Source organism: Mesorhizobium sp. LNHC252B00, from assembly GCF_000502955.1.
In the GTDB taxonomy this organism is placed as follows: Bacteria; Pseudomonadota; Alphaproteobacteria; order Rhizobiales; family Rhizobiaceae; genus Mesorhizobium.
Window position 1 is genome coordinate 1 of sequence record NZ_AYWO01000011.1, and the last position, 19,232, is coordinate 19,232.

At 62.5% G+C, this 19,232-nt stretch carries 16 protein-coding genes and 1 pseudogene; 4 read left to right on the plus strand and 13 right to left on the minus strand.

What is annotated here, in order from left to right:
• Positions 1-322: 322 nt before the first annotated feature.
• A complete protein-coding gene (gene alaS, locus X744_RS154500) occupies positions 323-2,989 on the minus strand; it encodes an alanine--tRNA ligase (RefSeq protein ID WP_023759786.1) in 2,667 nt (888 codons plus the stop codon).
• A 293-nt stretch (positions 2,990-3,282) separates the two neighbouring features.
• Entirely contained in the window at positions 3,283-4,380 is a 1,098-nt protein-coding gene (gene recA / locus X744_RS154495) for a recombinase RecA (RefSeq protein ID WP_023759787.1), read from the minus strand.
• A 285-nt stretch (positions 4,381-4,665) separates the two neighbouring features.
• On the opposite strand from recA, the gene X744_RS154490 reads away from it, so the two are divergent.
• Together X744_RS154490 and X744_RS154485 are read left to right on the plus strand one after the other, a co-directional pair.
• Positions 4,666-5,610 (plus strand): carbohydrate kinase family protein, encoded by a 945-nt coding sequence (locus X744_RS154490; protein WP_023759788.1) that lies wholly within the window; start codon positions 4,666-4,668, stop codon positions 5,608-5,610.
• A gap of 76 nt (positions 5,611-5,686) precedes the next feature.
• Complete coding sequence (locus X744_RS154485) at positions 5,687-6,604, plus strand: pseudouridine-5'-phosphate glycosidase (protein ID WP_023759789.1); 918 nt, start codon at positions 5,687-5,689, stop codon at positions 6,602-6,604.
• 210 nt (positions 6,605-6,814) lie between these two features.
• Here X744_RS154485 and X744_RS154480 read toward each other — a convergent pair whose 3' ends face one another.
• Positions 6,815-7,138: a TfoX/Sxy family protein gene (locus X744_RS154480; protein WP_023759790.1), complete on the minus strand. Its 324-nt coding sequence runs from the start codon at positions 7,136-7,138 to the stop codon at positions 6,815-6,817.
• 89 nt (positions 7,139-7,227) lie between these two features.
• Here X744_RS154480 and X744_RS154475 point away from each other — a divergent pair, with 89 nt between their 5' ends.
• Complete coding sequence (locus X744_RS154475) at positions 7,228-7,725, plus strand: GFA family protein (protein WP_023759791.1); 498 nt, start codon at positions 7,228-7,230, stop codon at positions 7,723-7,725.
• Here the strand turns inward: X744_RS154475 and X744_RS154470 are convergent.
• The 8 genes and pseudogenes from X744_RS154470 to X744_RS154440 form a co-directional block, all read right to left on the minus strand.
• Complete coding sequence (locus X744_RS154470) at positions 7,722-8,255, minus strand: DUF2199 domain-containing protein (RefSeq protein ID WP_084025450.1); 534 nt, start codon at positions 8,253-8,255, stop codon at positions 7,722-7,724. The two genes, X744_RS154475 and X744_RS154470, sit on opposite strands and share 4 nt — an antisense overlap.
• Before the next feature lie 9 nt (positions 8,256-8,264).
• A complete protein-coding gene (sufA, locus tag X744_RS154465; RefSeq protein WP_023759793.1) occupies positions 8,265-8,651 on the minus strand; it encodes a Fe-S cluster assembly scaffold SufA in 387 nt (128 codons plus the stop codon).
• A 100-nt stretch (positions 8,652-8,751) separates the two neighbouring features.
• Positions 8,752-9,083 (minus strand): annotated as a pseudogene (locus X744_RS01000000169755) (iron-sulfur cluster assembly protein).
• Positions 9,084-9,104: 21 nt separating this feature from the next.
• Complete coding sequence (locus X744_RS154460; RefSeq protein WP_023759794.1) at positions 9,105-10,472, minus strand: cysteine desulfurase; 1,368 nt, start codon at positions 10,470-10,472, stop codon at positions 9,105-9,107.
• A gap of 4 nt (positions 10,473-10,476) precedes the next feature.
• Positions 10,477-11,745: a Fe-S cluster assembly protein SufD gene (sufD, locus tag X744_RS154455; RefSeq protein WP_023759795.1), complete on the minus strand. Its 1,269-nt coding sequence runs from the start codon at positions 11,743-11,745 to the stop codon at positions 10,477-10,479.
• Positions 11,746-11,764: 19 nt separating this feature from the next.
• A complete protein-coding gene (gene sufC / locus X744_RS154450; protein WP_023759796.1) occupies positions 11,765-12,520 on the minus strand; it encodes a Fe-S cluster assembly ATPase SufC in 756 nt (251 codons plus the stop codon).
• Between the two features lie 27 nt (positions 12,521-12,547).
• Complete coding sequence (gene sufB / locus X744_RS154445; protein ID WP_023759797.1) at positions 12,548-14,065, minus strand: Fe-S cluster assembly protein SufB; 1,518 nt, start codon at positions 14,063-14,065, stop codon at positions 12,548-12,550.
• 185 nt (positions 14,066-14,250) lie between these two features.
• A complete protein-coding gene (locus tag X744_RS154440) occupies positions 14,251-15,429 on the minus strand; it encodes a cysteine desulfurase family protein (RefSeq protein ID WP_023759798.1) in 1,179 nt (392 codons plus the stop codon).
• Between the two features lie 236 nt (positions 15,430-15,665).
• On the opposite strand from X744_RS154440, the gene X744_RS154435 reads away from it, so the two are divergent.
• Positions 15,666-16,340 (plus strand): alpha/beta hydrolase, encoded by a 675-nt coding sequence (locus tag X744_RS154435; protein ID WP_013532163.1) that lies wholly within the window; start codon positions 15,666-15,668, stop codon positions 16,338-16,340.
• Between the two features lie 84 nt (positions 16,341-16,424).
• On the opposite strand, the gene X744_RS154430 is transcribed toward X744_RS154435, so the two are convergent.
• The gene (locus X744_RS154430; protein WP_023759799.1) at positions 16,425-17,252 is read right to left on the minus strand and encodes a phosphatase PAP2 family protein; all 828 of its coding nucleotides are present in this window, start codon (positions 17,250-17,252) and stop codon (positions 16,425-16,427) included.
• Positions 17,253-17,297: 45 nt separating this feature from the next.
• Positions 17,298-18,941, minus strand: coding sequence for a glycosyltransferase family 39 protein (locus tag X744_RS154425; protein ID WP_023759800.1), 1,644 nt, complete (start codon positions 18,939-18,941; stop codon positions 17,298-17,300).
• Between the last annotated feature and the right edge of the window lie 291 nt (positions 18,942-19,232).

Sequence of the window (19,232 nt, forward strand, 5' to 3'; positions counted from 1 at the left end):
GTCCGCCGCTCCGCTAAACACGGGAGCTGCGCGGCGGACACGCCGACGTCACAGCTACCGCCACGCCATTTTTGCAGAACTTGACGCACACAACTTTAATTCTTCTTGGCGCCGAAAAGAAGGCGATTCTCCTGGGCCAGCACCAACGGAAGTCTCCCTCCCCCTTGTGGGGAGGGGTTAGGGGTGGGGGTCCGTGCCGGGCAGACATCGGAGGAATTCCAGATGCGATAGCCCTGCCGTTCACGGGGAGAAGATGGCGGCAACCAGATGAGGGGCAGCACTACCCAGCAAAGATAGGGCTCCCCGCCGTGACGGCCGTTAGTCAGGCGGCTTCGAGTGCAGCCTTTACCGCGGCGATCGCATCATTGGCCCTGGACGCATCTGGACCACCGGCCTGGGCCATGTCTGGCCGCCCGCCGCCGCCCTGCCCGCCCAATGCGGCGGAGGCCACGCGCACCAGATCGACGGCGCTGAAACGGCCGACGAGATCGTCGGTGACAGCGACCACAACGCTCGCCTTGTTGTCCTCACCGGCACCTACGAAGACGACGACGCCCGAACCCAGCGAGATCTTGCCGGCGTCAGCCAGCGGCTTCAAATCTTTTGGCGAGACGCCGGAGACCGCCTTGCCGAGGAAGCCGACACCCGCCACCGTTTCGTTCTCGGCTGGCGCACCCGGCCCTGCACCGCCGCCCAGCGCCAGCTTCTTGCGCGCTTCGGTCAGCTCCTTTTCGAGCTTCTTGCGCTCGTCGAGCAGCGCCTCGACACGTGCCGGCACGTCGGCCGGCGAAATCTTCAGCGTCGCCGCAACCGATTTCAGACGCCGGTCCTGCTCATCGAGATGTTTTCGCGCCGCCTCGCCGGTCAGCGCCTCGATGCGGCGCACGCCGGCGGCGACCGCGCTGTCCGACACGACACGCACCAGACCGATATCGCCGGTCGCCCTGACATGCGTGCCGCCGCAGAGCTCGACCGAATAGGGCCGGTTGGCCTTGGCGCCATGCATGCCGGTGCCCATCGAAACAACGCGCACTTCGTCACCATACTTCTCGCCAAACAGCGCCATGGCGCCTTCGGCGATGGCATCGTCGACCGACATCAGGCGCGTGTTCACCGGGCCGTTCTGCACCACGATCTCGTTGGCCATGCGCTCGACCTCTTCGAGATCCTCCGGTGAAATCGGCTTGTTGTGCGAGATGTCGAAGCGCAGACGCTCCGGTGCGACAAGCGAGCCCTTCTGCGCGACATGGCTGCCCAGCACCTCACGCAGCGCCTCATGGATCAGATGCGTCGCGGAATGGTTGGCGCGCAGCCGGGAGCGCCTACTATGGTCGACCTTCAACTCGACTGCGGCGCCCGTCTTGACGGTGCCGCTGGCCACCTTGCCGATGTGCACGAACAAGCCATCAGCCTTTTTCTGCGTATCGGAGACCTCGATCGAGAACCCTTCGCCTGAAATGATACCGGTGTCGCCCATCTGGCCGCCGGACTCTGCATAGAACGGCGTCTGGTTGACGACGACCGCCACCGCATCGCCTCTGCCGGCGCTGTCGACGGTCTTGCCGTCCCGGACAAGCGCCTGGATGATGCCTTCTGCCTGCTCGGTCTCGTAGCCCAGGAACTCGGTGGCGCCCGCCTTCTCGCGCACCGAAAACCAGATGGTCTCGGTGGCCGCATCGCCGGAGCCAGCCCAATGCTTGCGCGCCTCGGCCTTCTGCTGCTCCATGGCATTGGTGAAGCCTGCAAGATCGACCGAAATGCTGCGCTGGCGCAGCGCGTCCTGCGTCAGATCGAGCGGGAAGCCGTAGGTGTCGTAGAGCTTGAAGGCCGTCTCGCCGTCCAGCATGTCGCCGGCACGCAGCGTTTCCGTCGCCTCCGACAGCAGTCCGAGGCCGCGCACCAGCGTCTTGCGGAACCTGGTCTCCTCGAGCTTCAGCGTCTCGGTGATCAACTGTTCGCCGCGCACCAGTTCCGGATAGGCCTGGCCCATCTCACGCACCAGCGCCGGCACCAGGCGCCACATCAGGGGATCGCGGGCACCGAGCAGCTGCGCATGACGCATCGCGCGGCGCATGATGCGGCGCAGGACATAGCCGCGGCCTTCGTTCGACGGCAGCACGCCATCGGCTACCAGGAAAGCGGACGAGCGCAAATGATCGGCAATGACGCGAAAGGACGCGACCGTCTCCTTGTCGGGCCCCTGTCCAAGCGCGGACGACGCCGCCTCGATCAGATGACGGAACAGATCGGTCTCGAAGACGCTTTCCACCCCTTGCAGGACGGAGGCCATGCGCTCCAGGCCCATGCCGGTGTCGATCGACGGACGCGGCAGATCGATGCGCTCCTCCTTCGTCACCTGTTCATACTGCATGAACACCAGGTTCCAGAATTCGAGGAAACGGTCGCCGTCCTCTTCCGGGCTGCCGGGAGGTCCGCCCCAGATGTGTTCACCGCGGTCGATGAATATCTCCGAGCACGGCCCGCAAGGTCCGGTGTCGCCCATCGCCCAGAAATTGTCCGAGGTCGCGATGCGGATGATGCGGTCATCGGAAAACCCGGCGATCTTCTTCCAGAAGCCGGCCGCCTCGTCATCCGTGTGATAGACGGTGACCAGCAGCTTGTCCTTGTCCAGGCCGAATTCCTTGGTGATCAGGTTCCAGGCTAGTTCGATGGCGCGCTCCTTGAAGTAGTCGCCAAAGGAGAAATTGCCGAGCATCTCGAAGAAGGTCAGATGGCGCGCGGTATAGCCGACATTGTCGAGGTCGTTGTGCTTGCCGCCGGCGCGAACGCTCTTCTGGGCGGTCGAGGCGCGCGAATAGGGCCGCTTCTCCAACCCGGTGAAGACGTTCTTGAACTGCACCATGCCGGCGTTGGTGAACATCAGCGTCGGATCGTTGCGCGGCACCAGTGGGCTCGACGCGACGATCTCGTGACCTTCCTTGCGAAAGTAGTCGAGAAATGTCGACCGGATTTCGTTCACGCCACTCATGAATGCTGCCTTTTCGAGAGAGCCGCCGGCAAACCGGCGGAAATGGTCTCTGCGTTTCCAGAGATAGAGTTGGCCTTTTAGCCGCCGCGCTTCACCCTGTCCAGAAACACGGAATTGGTCCATTCCATGACCTTTGCCGGCTGTCCGAGCCAGGCCCCGTTTCCCTGCCAAGACGCAAAAAACCGCCGGCGCTACGCCGGCGGTTCGAAACGCAATTAACACGGAACTCGATTACATAAGCCTGAGATAATAGAGCGAGATTATGGCCGAACTCCGGCCATCGCGCGAGGCTCTCACATCGCGCCCGATTCCTCCTCGAAACCGTCGTCGCTACCTTCGGAGCCGCCATTCTCAAGGAATTTCTCGGCGATCAGCCCGGCATTTTGCCTGAGCGCGAGTTCGATCTCGCGCGCGGTGTCGGGGTTGTCGCGCAGGAACAGCTTGGCGTTTTCGCGGCCCTGGCCGAGACGCTGCGAATTGTAGGAGAACCAGGCGCCCGACTTCTCGACCACGCCGGCCTTGACGCCGAGATCGACCAGTTCGCCGGTCTTGGACACGCCTTCACCATACATGATGTCGAACTCGACCACCTTGAAGGGCGGCGCCAGCTTGTTCTTGACCACCTTGACGCGGGTCTGGTTGCCGACGACCTCGTCGCGGTCCTTGACCGAGCCGATGCGGCGGATGTCGAGGCGCACCGAGGCGTAGAATTTCAGCGCGTTGCCGCCTGTGGTGGTTTCGGGCGAACCGAACATGACGCCAATCTTCATGCGGATCTGGTTGATGAAGATGACCATGGTGTTGGAACGCGAGATCGAGGCGGTCAGCTTGCGCAGCGCCTGGCTCATCAGGCGAGCTTGCAGGCCGGGCAGCGAATCGCCCATCTCGCCTTCGATTTCGGCGCGTGGCGTCAGCGCAGCGACCGAATCGACCACCAGCACGTCGATGGCGCCGGAGCGCACCAGCGTGTCGCAGATTTCCAGCGCCTGCTCACCGGTATCGGGCTGCGAGATCAGGAGGTTTTCCAGATCGACGCCAAGCTTGCGGGCATAGACCGGATCGAGCGCGTGTTCGGCATCGACGAAGGCGCAGATGCCGCCCTTCTTCTGGGCTTCGGCCACCGTGTGCAGGGCCAGCGTCGTCTTGCCCGAGCTTTCCGGCCCGTAGATCTCGACGATGCGGCCGCGCGGCAGGCCACCGACGCCAAGCGCGATGTCGAGGCCAAGCGAGCCGGTCGGCACCGTTTCGATCTCGACGACCTGCTCGTTCGCGCCGAGCCGCATGATCGAGCCCTTGCCGAAAGCCCGCTCGATTTGCGACAGCGCCGCATCCAGAGCCTTTGATTTGTCCACCGCTTTGTCCTCTACCAGCCGCAAAGAATTCTGAGCCATGATACATCACCCCTTGGTCGTCAATGAAGGCCGGACAATCCGTAATCCCTGCCCCAATTTGTACCTTTTTTGTTCTCGTTTGGCAAGAGGGGTCAAATATCTGAAAAACAATAAATATCCAGATCTGTTCTTTTTTTGTCTCACGATTTGGCTTCACGATGTCTAACGCATTGGGCCAGGCGGCTCGATTGTTTCGATCCGCCGAATCGCTACCTTCGCGTTGCGAAACTCGGTCACGCAGCCTAGCGCTTGTGCGACTGGAATAACAAAGGTCATATCGCCTGCATGCTGAAATCCGCGAGAATACTGGCCGTAGGTGGCGCCCATATCGACCGGCGCGGCCAAGTGTCGGGCCCGTACGTGCCGGCCGCCTCCAATCCGGGCACGATGCGCGAGGATGTCGGCGGCGGCGTTTTCAACGCGCTGCGCAGCGCGGTTCGCCGTGGCGTCTCCGCATCGCTGCTGTCGGTGCGCGGCGGCGATGCCGCTGCCGATACCGTTTCACGGGCCATCGCCGCGGCAGGCATTGCCGACCTGTCCGCGGTGTTCCTCGACCGCACGACGCCCAGCTATACGGCGCTCATCGACAGCGAGGGCGAATTGATCGTCGGCTTTGCCGACATGGCGCTCTATGACCTGGCCTTTCCCAAGCAGATCAGGCGCTCCAGGGTCCGCGAGGTGGTCGCGGCGGCCGATGCCATCTTCTGCGACGCCAACTTGCCGACGGCGGCACTGGAGCGGCTGGTTTCGCTTGCCGCCGGCAAGCCCGTCTTCGCGATTGCCATTTCGCCGGCCAAGATCGTGCGTTTGAAGCCGGTGCTTGGCAATCTGGCCGTCGTCTTCATGAACCGGCGCGAGGCGATCGCGCTGGCAAACCTGGACGCGGCGGCTTCCCCGCAAGACATCGTCGCCGGGCTGAAACGCGCGGGGCTCAAGAGCGGCGTGGTGACGGCGGGCGGCAGTGCCATGTTGGGCTTCGAAGAAGCCGGCGCCTTCTCGATCCTGCCGCCGCCGCCAAGAAAGGTCGCCGACGTCACCGGCGCCGGCGATGCGCTGGCCGGCGCAACGGTCGCTGCCTTGCTGCACGGCCTGCCGCTGCGGGTGGCCCTGCGCGAGGGCATTGCCGCGGCAACACTGGCCATCGAAAGCGCCGACGCCGTTCCCGATTTCACCGCGGCGACCTTCGCGGAAGCGTTGGCTCTTGTGCCGGATGCGCAGGAAGTGGCATGAGACCGGCAAATTCACAGTGCCGGAATCTTTTCGCACGCCCCATGAGGATGCGCTTCATTCCGGGTTGGAGATCCAGATGACCCCAGAGACCGCCCGCCCCTTCATCGATATCCACGCGCCGGTGGCGCAAGCCCTGGCCGCCGGCCGGCCGGTGGTGGCGCTGGAAAGCACCATCATCACCCATGGCATGCCCTACCCCGACAATGGCGCCATGGCGGCGGATGTCGAAAAGATCATCATCGATGGCGGCGCGGTGCCGGCGACGATCGCCGTGGTCGGCGGCCGCATCAAGATCGGGCTGTCGGACGGCGAGCGTGAGTCCCTTGCCATGACAGGCGACGCCATGAAGCTGTCGCGCGCCGACCTCGGTTTTGCCGTGGCGCAAGGGCGCACAGGCGGCACCACGGTCGCCGCCACCATGATCGCTGCGCATATGGTCGGCATAAAGGTGTTCGCCACCGGCGGCATCGGCGGCGTGCACAAGGGTGCGGAAAAGAGCTTTGATATTTCCGCCGACCTCGACGAACTGGCACGCACGCCGGTCATCGTCGTGTCGGCCGGCGCCAAGGCCATCCTCGATATCGAAAAGACGTTGGAAGTGCTGGAAACGCGCGGCGTGCCGGTGATCGGCCATGGCTGCGAGACGATGCCGGCCTTCTGGTCGCGGCATTCGCCGTTCCGCGCGCCGCTGACCCTGCACAAGCCGGAAGAGATCGCGCATTTCTACCAGACTCGGGCCTCGCTGGGGCTCACCGGCGGTATGCTGATCGCCAATCCGGTGCCCGAGAACCATGAAATCCCGGCCGAAGAGATGGCCGGCTACATCGAAGCCGCGCAGAAGGCGGCCGAGGCGCTCAACGTCACCGGCAAGGCGGTGACGCCGTTCCTGCTGTCGAAAATCCTCGAACTGACCGGCGGCAGGAGCCTGAAGACCAACATCGCGCTGGTGGAGAACAATGCGCGGCTTGCGGCAAGGATTGCGAAGGCGCTGTAGCCGCCAATGTCGGCGGGACAGCACCCCCCTCTGTCCTGCCGGACATCTCCCCCGCAAGGAGGGAGATCGAATGTCATCAAACCCTCCGCCAATCTTCAACGTTGAAAAAAGCAGGCAGACGCTGAAACTGCCAATCTCCCTCCTTGCGGGGGAGATGGCCGGCAGGCCAGAGGGGGGTACTGTCCCGCCGACGTTCCCAATTATTGCCCGTCACTTCGCCGCCCTTCGTCCCGCCTCATACGCTCGCCTTGCCCAGACCGTCATCTCGTCGGGATCATCGAAGGCGCTGTCGGGAACGCTCCAGTACGGCATGGAGACCTGCTTGCCGTGGCGGGAGCCGGTATAGGTCCATTGCGTGCAGCCGGCGGCCTCGAACTCGGGCGCGCTCTGGTCGTCTGCCTTCAGCATCAATTCGCCGCGCAGCACGATGGCAACGATGACGCCGTCGAAATAGATGCCCTTGCCGCCGAACAGCTTTCGGATGCTGACCGGGCCGAGGCCCTCGAACAGTTCGGCGATGCGTTCATTGTCCATGCCGCGATCATGTCACCGGCATTTGACCTTGTCATCGCCGCAACCAAAATCATGCTGACAGGTTGAGAGCCATCCGTGGGAGTTTTGCCATGCCGCTTTTGCTCAAAGGGTCCTGCCGCTGCAATGCCGTCCGCTTCGAGGTGGAGAGCCACACGCCGGCGCCATTCATGCTGTGCTACTGTTCGATCTGCCGCAAGCAGCAGGGCGGCGGCGGTTTTGCCATCAATCTCGGCGCCGACTACGAAACGTTGAATGTCAGGGGCAAGAGAAGCCTCGGCGTCTACCAGGCCGAGATCGAAGACGACGAGCACCCGCGGTGCGAGATATCGACCGGCGAACGCAATTTCTGCAAGAAGTGCGGGTCGGCGCTGTGGCTCTACGATCCGACTTGGCCGGAACTGGTGCATCCCTTTGCCTCGGCTGTCGACAGCGACCTGCCCATTCCACCGAGCCGAGTGCATCTGATGCTGAAATACAAGGCGAACTGGGTCGAGCCCGATATCGGCAAGGGCGACAAGGCGTTCGACGTCTATCCCGAGGAATCGATCGCCGACTGGCACAAACGGACGGGAATGTGGGTGGATTAGTTGCTCCCGGCTTTGGACCGGTGCGTGAGAGCGAGCCAGCGCTCAATTTGGGTCACATCCACCCCACCGCGTTGGACCGCAACCAAGGGATGGTCTGCGTCATGCAGAAACACCTTCGGCCGCTGATTACCGGGCTGAAACACAACATCGGCATGCAGGAGCAACGAACCTGGATACTCTGGGATGTCGTGCATCAGATACCCAAAACAGAGCTCTTCCTCGTATTGGCCTCTGTCATACCCATCTCGGTACAAATTCCAGCTTCTTTCCGAGACCGACATCCAGACCCCGAAACAGAACTCGTTGGATAGCTGGGGCACCGGCAGAGGTAGCAGGCAACGAATGTACCGATCCGTCTTGCCCGAGGCGTGGCGTACTTCGCAGAAATCGTCATTTTTTCGGAAGGTCGATTGACCGCCTTCTTCGAGTGCGTCCCGATTGACGGGCGCATCGAATGCCATATCCGTTGGAAGACCGGTAAATTCTTCACCGCAACAGGCACACCGCCAGCGATACGCCTCGGCGCTCATCGCCAGACGCTAAGCGGCGGTTGCCGCGCGTGCCTCTGCCAGCGCCTTGAGGTCCGCCGGCTTCAACTCGACGGATTCGCCGCAGCCGCAGGCCGAGCTCTGGTTCGGGTTGTGGAAGGTGAAGCCGGTGCGCAGCGTCGTCTGCTCGAAATCCATCTCGGTGCCGAACAGGAAAAGCGCGGCCTCGGGCGCCACATAGACATGGGCGCCGTCGCGCTCGATATGGTCGTCCTTGGTGTTGGGCTCTGTCACCAGGTCGACCGTGTATTCCATGCCCGCGCAGCCGCCCTTCTTGATGCCGAGGCGGATGCCATGCGCGTTGTCGCGGGTGGCGACGATCTCGCGCACCCGGTCGGCGGCCTTTTCGGTCATCGTGATGACGGCGAAGCGTCCCATTCTTTTTCCTTCCATTCCATGCAGGTTCAAGCCCTGCCGAATGATTCTTCACCTAAAATGGTGAAGTTTTATCACTGGCGCAAGTGTGCCGGGCTCGACGCTAGTACCAACCCACCGCCACCTGCGCCTCTTCCGACATGCGATCGGGCNGGCATTTTCCACCCAGCCAGGCATTTCGCCGGCCACAGGGCAGCCGGGCGCGGTCAGCGTCATGTCGATCTTGACCGCGCGATTGTCCTCGATGTCGATCTTGTAGACGAGGCCAAGCTCGTAGATATCGGCTGGGATTTCCGGGTCGTAGACGGTCTTCAGCGCCGAGACGATGTCGTCGGTCAGCCGCGCCAATTCGTCGGCGGGAATCGCCGAGGCGGAAACCAGCGGGTTGATGGCCGCTTCCGGTGCGGTCTCGGTGGTGTGGCTCACATCATCCATGGTCGTCACCCAAACAAATCGTCATCCGAAGAATTTGCGCGCTTTCTCAAGCGCCTCGGCCAAAGCGTCAACTTCGGCCCTGGTATTATACATGCCGAACGATGCCCTGCATGTGGAGGTTACGCCGAAGCGTTTCAACAGCGGCTGGGCGCAGTGGGTGCCCGCGCGGACGGCAATGCCTTGCCGATCAATCACCATCGACACGTCATGCGCGTGAATACCCTGCAATTCGAACGAGATGATGGCGCCCTTATCCGGTGCGTCGNGCTGGGCGCAATGGGTGCCGGCACGGACCGCCACCCCTTGCCTGTCTATCACCATCGAGACGTCATGAGCATGAATACCCCTTAGTTCGAAGGAGATGATGGCGCCCTTGCCGGGTGCGTCGCCAAAGATGCGCAGCGAGTTGATGGCGCGCAGCCGCTCATGCGCATAATTCTTGAGGTCGGCCTCATGGGCCGCAATGTGCTCGCGGCCGATCTTTTCCATATAGTCGAGCGCGGCGCCCAGCCCGATCGCCTGGACGATCGGCGGCGTGCCGGCCTCGAAGCGGTGTGGCGGCTCGTTGTAGGTGACGATGTCTTCCGTCACCTCCTCGATCATCTCGCCACCGCCCATGAAGGGGCGCATGCCCTCAAGAATGTCCTTCTTGCCGTAGAGCACGCCGATGCCCGAGGGGCCGTAGACTTTGTGGCCGGTGAAGACGAAGAAATCGCAGTCGAGATCCTGCACGTCAACAGGCATATGCACCGCGCTCTGGCTGCCGTCGACGAGTACGGGAATTCCACGCGAATGCGCGATGCGCACGATCTCCTTGATCGGCGTCACCGTGCCCAGCGCATTCGACATCTGCGTGATGGCAACGAGCTTTGTCTTGCTGGTCAGCCGCTTCTCGAATTCCTCGATGTGGAAGACGCCGAGATCGTCGACCGGTGCCCAGACCAGCTTGGCGCCCTGCCGCTCGCGGATGAAATGCCACGGTACGATGTTGGAGTGGTGCTCCATGATCGACAGCACGATCTCGTCGCCCTCGCCGATGTTGGGCATGCCATAGCCATAGGCGACCGTGTTGATGGCCGAGGTCGTGTTCGAGGTGAAGACGATGTTGTCGGTGCTTGGCGCGTTGAGGAAACGGCGCACCGTTTCCCGCGCCTTTTCATACGCGTCCGTCGCGGCATTGGAAAGAAAATGCAGGCCGCGATGGACGTTGGCGTATTCCTGGGAATAGGCGTGCTGTATCGTGTCCAGCACCACCTGCGGCTTCTGTGCCGAGGCGCCATTGTCGAGATAGACCAGCGGCTTGCCATAGACTTCCCGCGACAGGATCGGGAAATCGCCGCGGATCGCTTCGACGTCGTAGAAATCTCCGATCTTGCCCGGCGCGTTCATCACTTCACCCGTGTGCCACAAACCAGCCGTCGAGCCGCGCTTCGAGCGCCTCGACAATCGCCTCGTCGTCCAGTTCCTCGATCACCTCTGCCACGAAGGCTTTCACGAGCAACCCCCTCGCGGTCTTCTCGTCGACGCCACGTGCCATCAGGTAGAACAAATGGTCGTGGTCGATCTCGGTGACGGTCGCGCCATGGCCGCAGATGACGTCGTCGGCGAAGATTTCAAGCTCGGGCTTGGTCGAGAACTCGCCGTCGTCCGACAGCAGCAGCGTGTTGCAAGCCATCTTGGCGTTGGTCTTCTGCGCGTATTGATGGACGTTGATGCGGCCCTGGAAGGCGCCCCGCGCCTTGCCCGTCACCACATTGCGGATCACTTCCGTCGAGGTCGTGTGCGGCACGGCATGATCGAGAACCATGGTCACGTCGGTGTGGGTGTCGCCGGCCAGAAGATTGATGCCGCGCAGTTTGAAATCGGCGCCTTCGCCAGTCGTCCTGACCATGATCTCCTGACGCACGAGCTTGCCGCCGGCGTTCATGACGAACAGCGTCAGCTTCGCATTCTTGCCGATATGGGCCTTGAACTGCGCCAGATGCGTCGCCGTTTCCGGCTGCTCCTGCACGATCAGCCACGTCACCTCGGCGCCCTCGCCGAGCACGAGCTGGCTAACCGAGCTGACCAAAGCAGCCCCGTCACCCGTCTGACGCTCGACGATGACGGCCTTGGCGCCAGCGCCGATACGCACCGGCAAACGCACATGCGTCTGGCCGCCGGCCTGCAAATTCTGCAGTTCGATCGGCTTTTCCAGTTCAGTGCCATCGGCGATGTCGACAAAATATCCGTCGGCGACGAACGCCGTGTTTAGCGCGCCGATGGCATCGTCGCTGCCATAGGGATCGAGCCCTGGCGCGATGCTGCCATCGATCAGCTTCTCCGACAGAGGCTGGAAGGCGACGCCTTCGACCGCCGGCACCTTCGCGTCGGACTTGCCGTTCAGGATCGACACCACGGCAGAACCATCGACGATCGGTGCAACGGCCTTGGCCATGGCGGCCGGGTCGAAGTCGGGCACCGCATTCAACAGCCGGCGCAGGTCGGTGTAATGCCAGGATTCGATGCGCCGAGTCGGCAGGCCGTGCTTGATCGCCTCGATGGCGTCGTCGCGCTTCAGCATCACCGCGCCGTCGCCCGGCAGCAGCGACAGCCGGTCGCCGAACGCGTCGATCAACGCTGTCTCGGCCTGCGTCCGCTGCGGTTGAGTGTGCATATTCATCAATCTGCCCTCTGGCATCTCACGCGGCTTCGCCGATCACGCCGGCATAGCCATTGGCCTCAAGATCAAGCGCCAGCGACTTGTCGCCCGACTTGATGACCTGGCCCTTGTAGAGCACGTGCACGCTGTCCGGCACGATGTGTTCGAGCAGGCGCTGGTAATGGGTGATGACCAGGAATGCCCGGTCTGGCGCGCGCAGCGCGTTGACGCCGTCGGACACGATCTTCAGCGCGTCGATGTCGAGGCCGGAATCGGTCTCGTCGAGCACGCACAGCTTCGGCTCAAGCAGTTTCATCTGCAGGATCTCGGCGCGCTTCTTCTCGCCGCCGGAGAAGCCGACATTGAGCGGCCGCTTCAGCATCGCCATGTCCATGCTGAGCGAGGCAGCTGCCTCCTTCACCCGCTTCAGGAATTCCGGAATCTTCAACGGCTCCTCGCCACGCGCCTTGCGCTGCTCGTTCATCGCCACTTTCAGGAATTCCATGGTCGCCACGCCCGGTATCTCCATCGGGTACTGGAAGGCGAGGAAAATGCCCGACGTGGCACGCTCGGCCGGATCCATTTCGAGGATCGACTGGCCGTTGTAGAGGATGTCGCCCTCGGTCACCTCATAGTCCTCGCGGCCGGCGAGGATGTAGGACAGCGTCGACTTGCCCGAGCCGTTCGGTCCCATGATCGCAGCGACCTCGCCGGCTTTCACCGTCAGGCTCAGGCCGCGGATGATTTCGGTGCCGTCATCGACGATGCGGGCATGCAGATTTCTGATTTCAAGCATTCTTTTGTTTCCTGAATATCTGTCCGGTCAACCGACCGAGCCCTCAAGCGAAATTCCGATCAGCTTTTGCGCTTCGACCGCGAACTCCATCGGAAGTTGCTGGATCACATCCTTGACGAAGCCGTTGACGATCAGGGCGATCGCCTCTTCCTCGGGGATGCCGCGCTGCATGACGTAGAACTTCTGGTCCTCGGAAATCTTCGAGGTCGTGGCTTCATGCTCGAACTGCGCCGTCGAGTTCTTGGCTTCCATGTAGGGCACGGTGTGCGCGCCGCACTGGTCGCCGATCAGCAGACTGTCGCAGTTGGTGAAGTTGCGGGCGTTGGTCGCCTTGCGGTGCGCCGAGACCTGGCCGCGATAGGTGTTCTGCGAGAAGCCGGCGGCGATGCCCTTGGAGATGATGCGGCTCGACGTGTTCTTGCCGAGATGGATCATCTTGGTGCCGCTATCGACCTGCTGATAGCCGTTCGACACGGCGATCGAATAGAATTCGCCGCTGGAATCGTCGCCGCGCAGGATGCAACTCGGGTATTTCCAGGTGATCGCCGAACCGGTCTCGACCTGCGTCCACGAGATCTTCGAACGGTGACCACGGCAGTCACCGCGCTTGGTGACGAAATTGTAGATGCCGCCCTTGCCCTCGGCGTCGCCGGGATACCAGTTCTGCACCGTCGAATATTTGATCTCGGCATCGTCGAGCGCCACCAGTTCGACAACTGCCGCATGCAGCTGGTTCTCGTCGCGCTGCGGCGCCGTGCAACCTTCGAGATAGGAGACGTAGGCCCCCTCCTCGGCGATGATCAGCGTGCGCTCGAACTGGCCGGTGTTCTTCTCGTTCATGCGGAAATAGGTCGACAGTTCCATCGGGCAGCGTACGCCCTTGGGCACGAAGACGAACGAGCCGTCGGTGAACACGGCGGAGTTCAGCGTGGCGTAATAATTGTCGGAGGTCGGCACGACCGAACCGAGATATTTCTTCACCAGTTCCGGATGCTCGCGGATGGCTTCCGAGATCGAACAGAAGATGACGCCGGCCTGCGCCAGCTCTTTCTTGAAGGTGGTGACGACCGATACGGAATCGAACACGGCGTCGACCGCGACACGGCCCGATTTGTAGACATTGTCGCTGGCTTCCTCAAGCTCGGAGGCGTCAGCCTTTTGCACGCCGGCGAGAATTTCCTGTTCCCTCAACGGAATGCCGAGCTTCTCGTAGACCTTCAGCAGTTCGGGATCGACATCGCTCAGCGACGTCGGGCCGGGCGTGCTCTTCGGCGCAGCGTAATAGTAGATGTCCTGGAAATCGATCTTCGGATAATGGACGCGCGCCCAGGTCGGCTCGTCCAGCGTCAGCCAACGGCGATACGCTTCCAGACGCCATTCCAGCATCCAGGATGGCTCGTCCTTCTTGGCCGAAATGAAACGGATGATGTCTTCGCTCAGGCCCTTGGGGGCCTTGTCCATCGCTATTTCGGTCTGGAATCCATATTTGTATTGGTCGACGTCGATCTTTCGGACCCGATCGATCGTGTCCTGCACAGCAGGCATATGCGTTCTCCATCCACGCCGGGGTCAAGGCCCGACAGTTTTCAAACTATGGCACTGCCATTCAACGCCGAAAAAGCGCTAGCGGCAGCGTGAGTTCAATATAGTGCGCCTCGACCGGAAATTCACCCGGCCAATATGAAACGCACGGCTCTACCAGGCCGAAAGGCCCAAACTTGTCCAACCGCTCACGCGGCCTGGTCTCTATCCGCCTTATCCCTGGCGGTTTGCCGTGCGGCGATCCCCGCCAGCGCGGTGCGGAACAGCTCGATATCCTCAGCGCCCGTCGCCGAACCGATCGACACGCGCAAGGCGCCAAGACTGTCGCCGTATCCCATGGCCTTCAGCACATGGCTCGGTCCGACCTTGCCCGACGAACAGGCCGAGCCGGCCGATAGCGCCACGCCGGCCAGATCGAAAGCGATCTGAGCGGTTTCGGCTTTGACGCCCGCAATAGCGAAGAATGTCGTATTGGCAAGCCTTGGCGCACCCGTTCCAAAGATTTCCGCGTCCGGCACCAACATTTTCACGATGGCTTCGATCTCGTCGCGGCGCTGCCGCACCGCATCCATGGCCGGCAGCCCGGCCAGAGCCTCGCATGCGGCGGCGCCAAAACCGGCAATGGCGGCGAGGTTTTCGGTGCCGCCACGGTGGCCCTTTTCCTGGCCGCCGCCATTGATCAGCGGCTTCGGCATCATCAGATTGGAGGCGGCGACAATGGCGCCGACGCCCTTGGGGCCGCCGATCTTGTGCGAAGACAGTATCAGATAATCGGCGTAACCCGCTGACATGTCGATTGAAACGCGCCCCGCAGCCTGGACGGCGTCGACGACGAGGATGCCGCCCGCCTGCTTGACGATCCCGGCGATGCGATCGATCGGCTGAATGACACCGGTCTCGTTGTTGGCGGCATGGATGGCGACCAGCGGCAGGCCATCGGCCTTGTCATGCGCCACAAGCGCTGCGGCCAAGGCTGCAAGATCGGCGGTACCGTCAGCATCGACGCCGAGCCGCGTCACCAGGCCGGCCGGGAAGCGCCCGCCGTTCAACAGACAGGGATGATCGGCTTCGGACACGTAGAGCCGGCTCATGCGTATGGCGCCGCGTCCCATCTGCCAATCGGGTGAAAGCAGCGTCGAGGCAGATTCAGTCGCGCCGGAGGTGAACACGATGTGCTCGGGCTTGGCGTTGACAAGTGCCGCCACGTCACGCCTTGCGGTCTCGATCAGGCGTCGCGCGGCGCGCCCTTCGGCATGGACCGAGGACGGGTTGGCGGCGATATCGAGCGCCGCGACCATAGCCTCGCGGGCCACTGCAAGCAGCGGCGCACTGGCATTGTAGTCGAGATAGGCTCGTTTTGCGGCCATTTTCGTCCAGTTGGTCCCGTTAGAAGCCATTCCGCCGACGTATCGCGTTATTTCCTTGAAATTCCAAGGCGAGGCGTCCTATTTACGCGGCTTGCGGCGCGGGTGGCCCGGCTCGATGTCTTGCCACTCAGTTTTGAACAATTCTAAACTAGCTTCTAAGAAGACGCTCGCCCTGCGTCAAGGCCAGAGGAAGACATGTTCCGGGCGCCGCGCATTCGTTGCAAGTGGAGTATTTTATGCCTGAGGTCATTTTCACCGGTCCTGCCGGCCGCCTGGAGGGGCGCTACCAGCCTTCCAAGGAAAAGAGCGCGCCGATAGCCATCGTGTTGCACCCGCACCCTCAGTTCGGCGGCACGATGAACAACAAGATCGTCTACGACCTCTTCTACATGTTCCAGAAGCGGGATTTCACGACGCTTCGCTTCAATTTCCGCGGCATTGGCCGCAGCCAGGGCGAATTCGATCACGGCACCGGCGAATTGTCGGATGCCGCCGCAGCGCTGGATTGGGTGCAGTCGCTGCATCCGGATTCCAAGAGTTGCTGGGTCGCCGGTTACTCCTTCGGCTCCTGGATCGGCATGCAGCTTTTGATGCGCCGGCCGGAGATCGAAGGTTTCATCTCGATCGCGCCGCAGCCCAACACCTATGATTTCTCGTTCCTGGCGCCCTGCCCGTCATCGGGCCTGATCATCCATGGCGATGCCGACAAGGTGGCGCCACCAAAGGATGTGCAAGGCCTGGTCGACAAGCTGCACACGCAAAAAGGCATCACCATCACGCAGAAGACGTTGCCCGGCGCCAACCATTTCTTCTCCAACGACGCCGACCTGTTGCTCGAGGAATGCGCTGATTATCTCGACCGCCGGCTTGCCGGTGAATTGTCGGATCCGCGGCCGAAGCGGCTGAGATAGACGGGGAAGAACTGCAGCCACGTACGAGCCTCCTCGTCTCAGGGAAAGGCGCACGCCAGGGGCGGTTCGAGCCGAACCGAGCGTTCAGGCCTTCCTTGTCGGTCCGACCAGCCGAAATGTGTTCTTGCGGACCGGCAGTCCGGACGGCATCGGACGAAAGATGAAGCCGAGCCGGGCAAAGAGCAGCCCGCAGGCCAGCGCGAAGGCGCAGCCGAGGCCGAAGCCGGCAACGGTGTCGCTGGGATAGTGCGCGCCGACGAAGACCCGCGTCGAGGCGATGCAAGCCGTGATCGCCAATGCGATGTACCAGCGCCTTGGAAACAGCAGCAGAGCGACGCCGAATACGGCGCCCATGGTCGTGGCATGGCCGGACGGGAAGCCGGCGAAGCGCGCATCAAAAGCGAAGGGATGCAAGGCCAGCACACCAAAGTCGCCGAAATAGAGCGGGCGAGCCCGACCGATCGCGTATTTCAGCACATTGACGGCGAGGCCCGACAGGCCGACGGCGCCCAGCACCAGAAAAGCCAGGCAGGTCCAGTTGTAGGCGAGCATCAGCGAGCGCCTCGAGAGGCTTCGCCAGTTCGTCAGGTTCGCGGCAACCAGCAGAAGCGCCGACGGGATGAGATACCAGCCACCCAGGCCGAACTGTGTGAAAAAGTCGGCAAGTCGGACAAATTTCGCCGACCACTGGCCGTGAAGCATTCCGGCCGGCGTGTCGAGGCGGACGAACGCTGCTGCCGTCAACAAAGCCCAGACCAGCACCCAGACCGACCACAAGATGTTCGGGTATCTGGCCGGACGGACGGCAAAGCGCCTTTTGACGATCTGCATCGTATCGCGAAAATTGTCGACGGACCGGCGCCCTAGCCCAAGGAGCAGGCCGGAAACGGAAGGGCGCGATTTCACCAGCATTGGAAATTCGACCCCATTGTTGCCGTCATGGGCATCGACGAGCCGTCATTGGGCCACACGATAGAGGCCGAGAGACAGTTTGTCTCCCGACGAGTAGTTGAGCCCGTCGATCCGCGCCACTCGGTTTGCCGACTTGCCTTGTGCGGCCAGCAGGCCGTTCAATTTCTGCTCGTCGCCGACCTGTGCCAGCGCCAGCGCGCAGGCCGGGTCGCCAAGCAGATGCCTGGCGACGCCATCGACATCGGTCAGCACCGTCTTCGTGCCCACCAGGAACACCAGGCTCGGCTCGTGATATTCCGCCGAGGCGAGCACCGTGGTCTCGCAGGGCCTGTTGGCACGGACCGCCGCCTCGACGGCCGGGCTCAGCCAGATCGGCTTCAGCGAAGGCGCGATGACGCCGAACAGCAGGCCATAGGTGATGCCCGCGCAGACCGCGATGGCGCCGATGCGGCGCAGCGGCACTTGCAGCTGCCGCGAAAAGGCGAAATAGCCCGCCCCCAGCGCCGCCGCAGCGGCCGGGATGCTCCACCAGGAGAAGGTGCCGGTGAGGTAGATCGGCGCTTCGATGCAGACTACCGCAAGGCCGAGGCTGACCACGACCAGACCGAATGCTGTCGACCACCACAACCAATTCTGCCAGCGCTTGAGCGGCGCATTCGCCTCCTGCGGCGACAACGTCAGCAGCCAGCCGATCAGCAGCGCCATGCCGGGATAGGCCGGCAGGACATAGTGCGGCAGCTTGGTCGGAATCAACTCGAACACCAGCCAGAACGGAATGTACCAGGCGAGGCAGAAACGCAGCCGCGGATCGTCGCGCAACCGGTTGAGGGCCTGGAGCCCGGCGCCGACCGCGATCAGGCCGAAGGGCCACATGAACAGCGAATAGGTCAGCATGTAGAAACCGGGCGGCAGGCCGTGCGACTCCTCACCCGACGCGACCTTGGCCACCATGTCCTTGCCGACGGCATCCTGCAGAAAGGCGCCACCGCTCTTCCAGGTGATGAGCGCGACCCAGGGCAGCACGATAAGGAGCACCAGAGCGACGCCGCGCCCGAGCTTCAGCTTCAGGATCCAGCGCCAGTCGCGCTCGAAGGCGAAAAGGGTGGCGACCGTCAGTACCGACAACAGCGGGGCGACGGGTCCTTTGATAAGGATCCCCAGGCCTTGGGCCGCCCAGAAGACCCACGGCAGATGGGCGGCTATCGGTTCCTTTCGCCGCGACGCCAGATAGATCTGGGCGAGCGCGCCTTGAGCCGCAACGCAGCAAGCCAGCAGCATCGCGTCGGTCTTGGCGTCGCGGCCCTCGAAGGCGGTGGCGAAGATCGCCGCCATCATCAGACCGGCGGCGAGACCCGCATTGGCCCCGAAGAGCTTGATGCCCGTCCAGGCGATACCGACGACGGACAGGGCAATGCCAAGCATGGAGACGAGGCGATAGACCCAGATCGGCGCCGCCGCGCCCTCGCCGCTCAGCGCCACGGCCGCCGATTGAAGCCAATAGATGCCGATCGGCTTCTTGTAGCGCGAGGCATCCTGAAAACGGATGTCGACATAGTCGGAGGTTTCGACCATCTGCTTGGTGGCCTGGACAAAACGCGACTCGTCGCGGTCGACCGGCGGAAGGCTCATCAGGCCGCCGAAAGTCATCAGCAGACTGAACAGAAAGAGGAGGAGATAGTTCCTGTTCATCGCGGGAGCTTTCCGGGTCTGATCTGCGGGATGGCGCCGTCGTGGCGCTTCGGCCCTGCCCCTGCGCGGCGCCTCAATACGCCAGCCAAAAGGATGAGGCAAGAAGTGGGCTTGGCCATCTAGGGCTCCGAACTCAGGTAAAACCTGACGGCAGCCAGTTCAGCGGTGTCGGCAGCTTCTGTACCGGCAGCTTTTCACGATAGGAATTTTTTCTTGACTCTGTGCCCTCAGCTATGGTACATATTCCTCTATGGTGCTGATTTGCGCCAGTGACCCGCCGCACAGGCGGGT

What these genes read in the sequence shown, in the direction of transcription:
- alaS (WP_023759786.1), bottom strand. Translation starts at nt 2,989, where the DNA reads ATGAGTGGCGTGAACGAAATCCGGTCGACATTTCTCGACTACTTTCGC.
- recA (WP_023759787.1), bottom strand. Translation starts at nt 4,380, where the DNA reads ATGGCTCAGAATTCTTTGCGGCTGGTAGAGGACAAAGCGGTGGACAAA.
- X744_RS154490 (WP_023759788.1), top strand. Translation starts at nt 4,666, where the DNA reads ATGCTGAAATCCGCGAGAATACTGGCCGTAGGTGGCGCCCATATCGAC.
- X744_RS154485 (WP_023759789.1), top strand. Translation starts at nt 5,687, where the DNA reads ATGACCCCAGAGACCGCCCGCCCCTTCATCGATATCCACGCGCCGGTG.
- X744_RS154480 (WP_023759790.1), bottom strand. Translation starts at nt 7,138, where the DNA reads ATGGACAATGAACGCATCGCCGAACTGTTCGAGGGCCTCGGCCCGGTC.
- X744_RS154475 (WP_023759791.1), top strand. Translation starts at nt 7,228, where the DNA reads ATGCCGCTTTTGCTCAAAGGGTCCTGCCGCTGCAATGCCGTCCGCTTC.
- X744_RS154470 (WP_084025450.1), bottom strand. Translation starts at nt 8,255, where the DNA reads ATGAGCGCCGAGGCGTATCGCTGGCGGTGTGCCTGTTGCGGTGAAGAA.
- sufA (WP_023759793.1), bottom strand. Translation starts at nt 8,651, where the DNA reads ATGGGACGCTTCGCCGTCATCACGATGACCGAAAAGGCCGCCGACCGG.
- sufD (WP_023759795.1), bottom strand. Translation starts at nt 11,745, where the DNA reads ATGAATATGCACACTCAACCGCAGCGGACGCAGGCCGAGACAGCGTTG.
- sufC (WP_023759796.1), bottom strand. Translation starts at nt 12,520, where the DNA reads ATGCTTGAAATCAGAAATCTGCATGCCCGCATCGTCGATGACGGCACC.
- sufB (WP_023759797.1), bottom strand. Translation starts at nt 14,065, where the DNA reads ATGCCTGCTGTGCAGGACACGATCGATCGGGTCCGAAAGATCGACGTC.
- X744_RS154440 (WP_023759798.1), bottom strand. Translation starts at nt 15,429, where the DNA reads ATGGCCGCAAAACGAGCCTATCTCGACTACAATGCCAGTGCGCCGCTG.
- X744_RS154435 (WP_013532163.1), top strand. Translation starts at nt 15,666, where the DNA reads ATGCCTGAGGTCATTTTCACCGGTCCTGCCGGCCGCCTGGAGGGGCGC.
- X744_RS154430 (WP_023759799.1), bottom strand. Translation starts at nt 17,252, where the DNA reads ATGCTGGTGAAATCGCGCCCTTCCGTTTCCGGCCTGCTCCTTGGGCTA.
- X744_RS154425 (WP_023759800.1), bottom strand. Translation starts at nt 18,941, where the DNA reads ATGAACAGGAACTATCTCCTCCTCTTTCTGTTCAGTCTGCTGATGACT.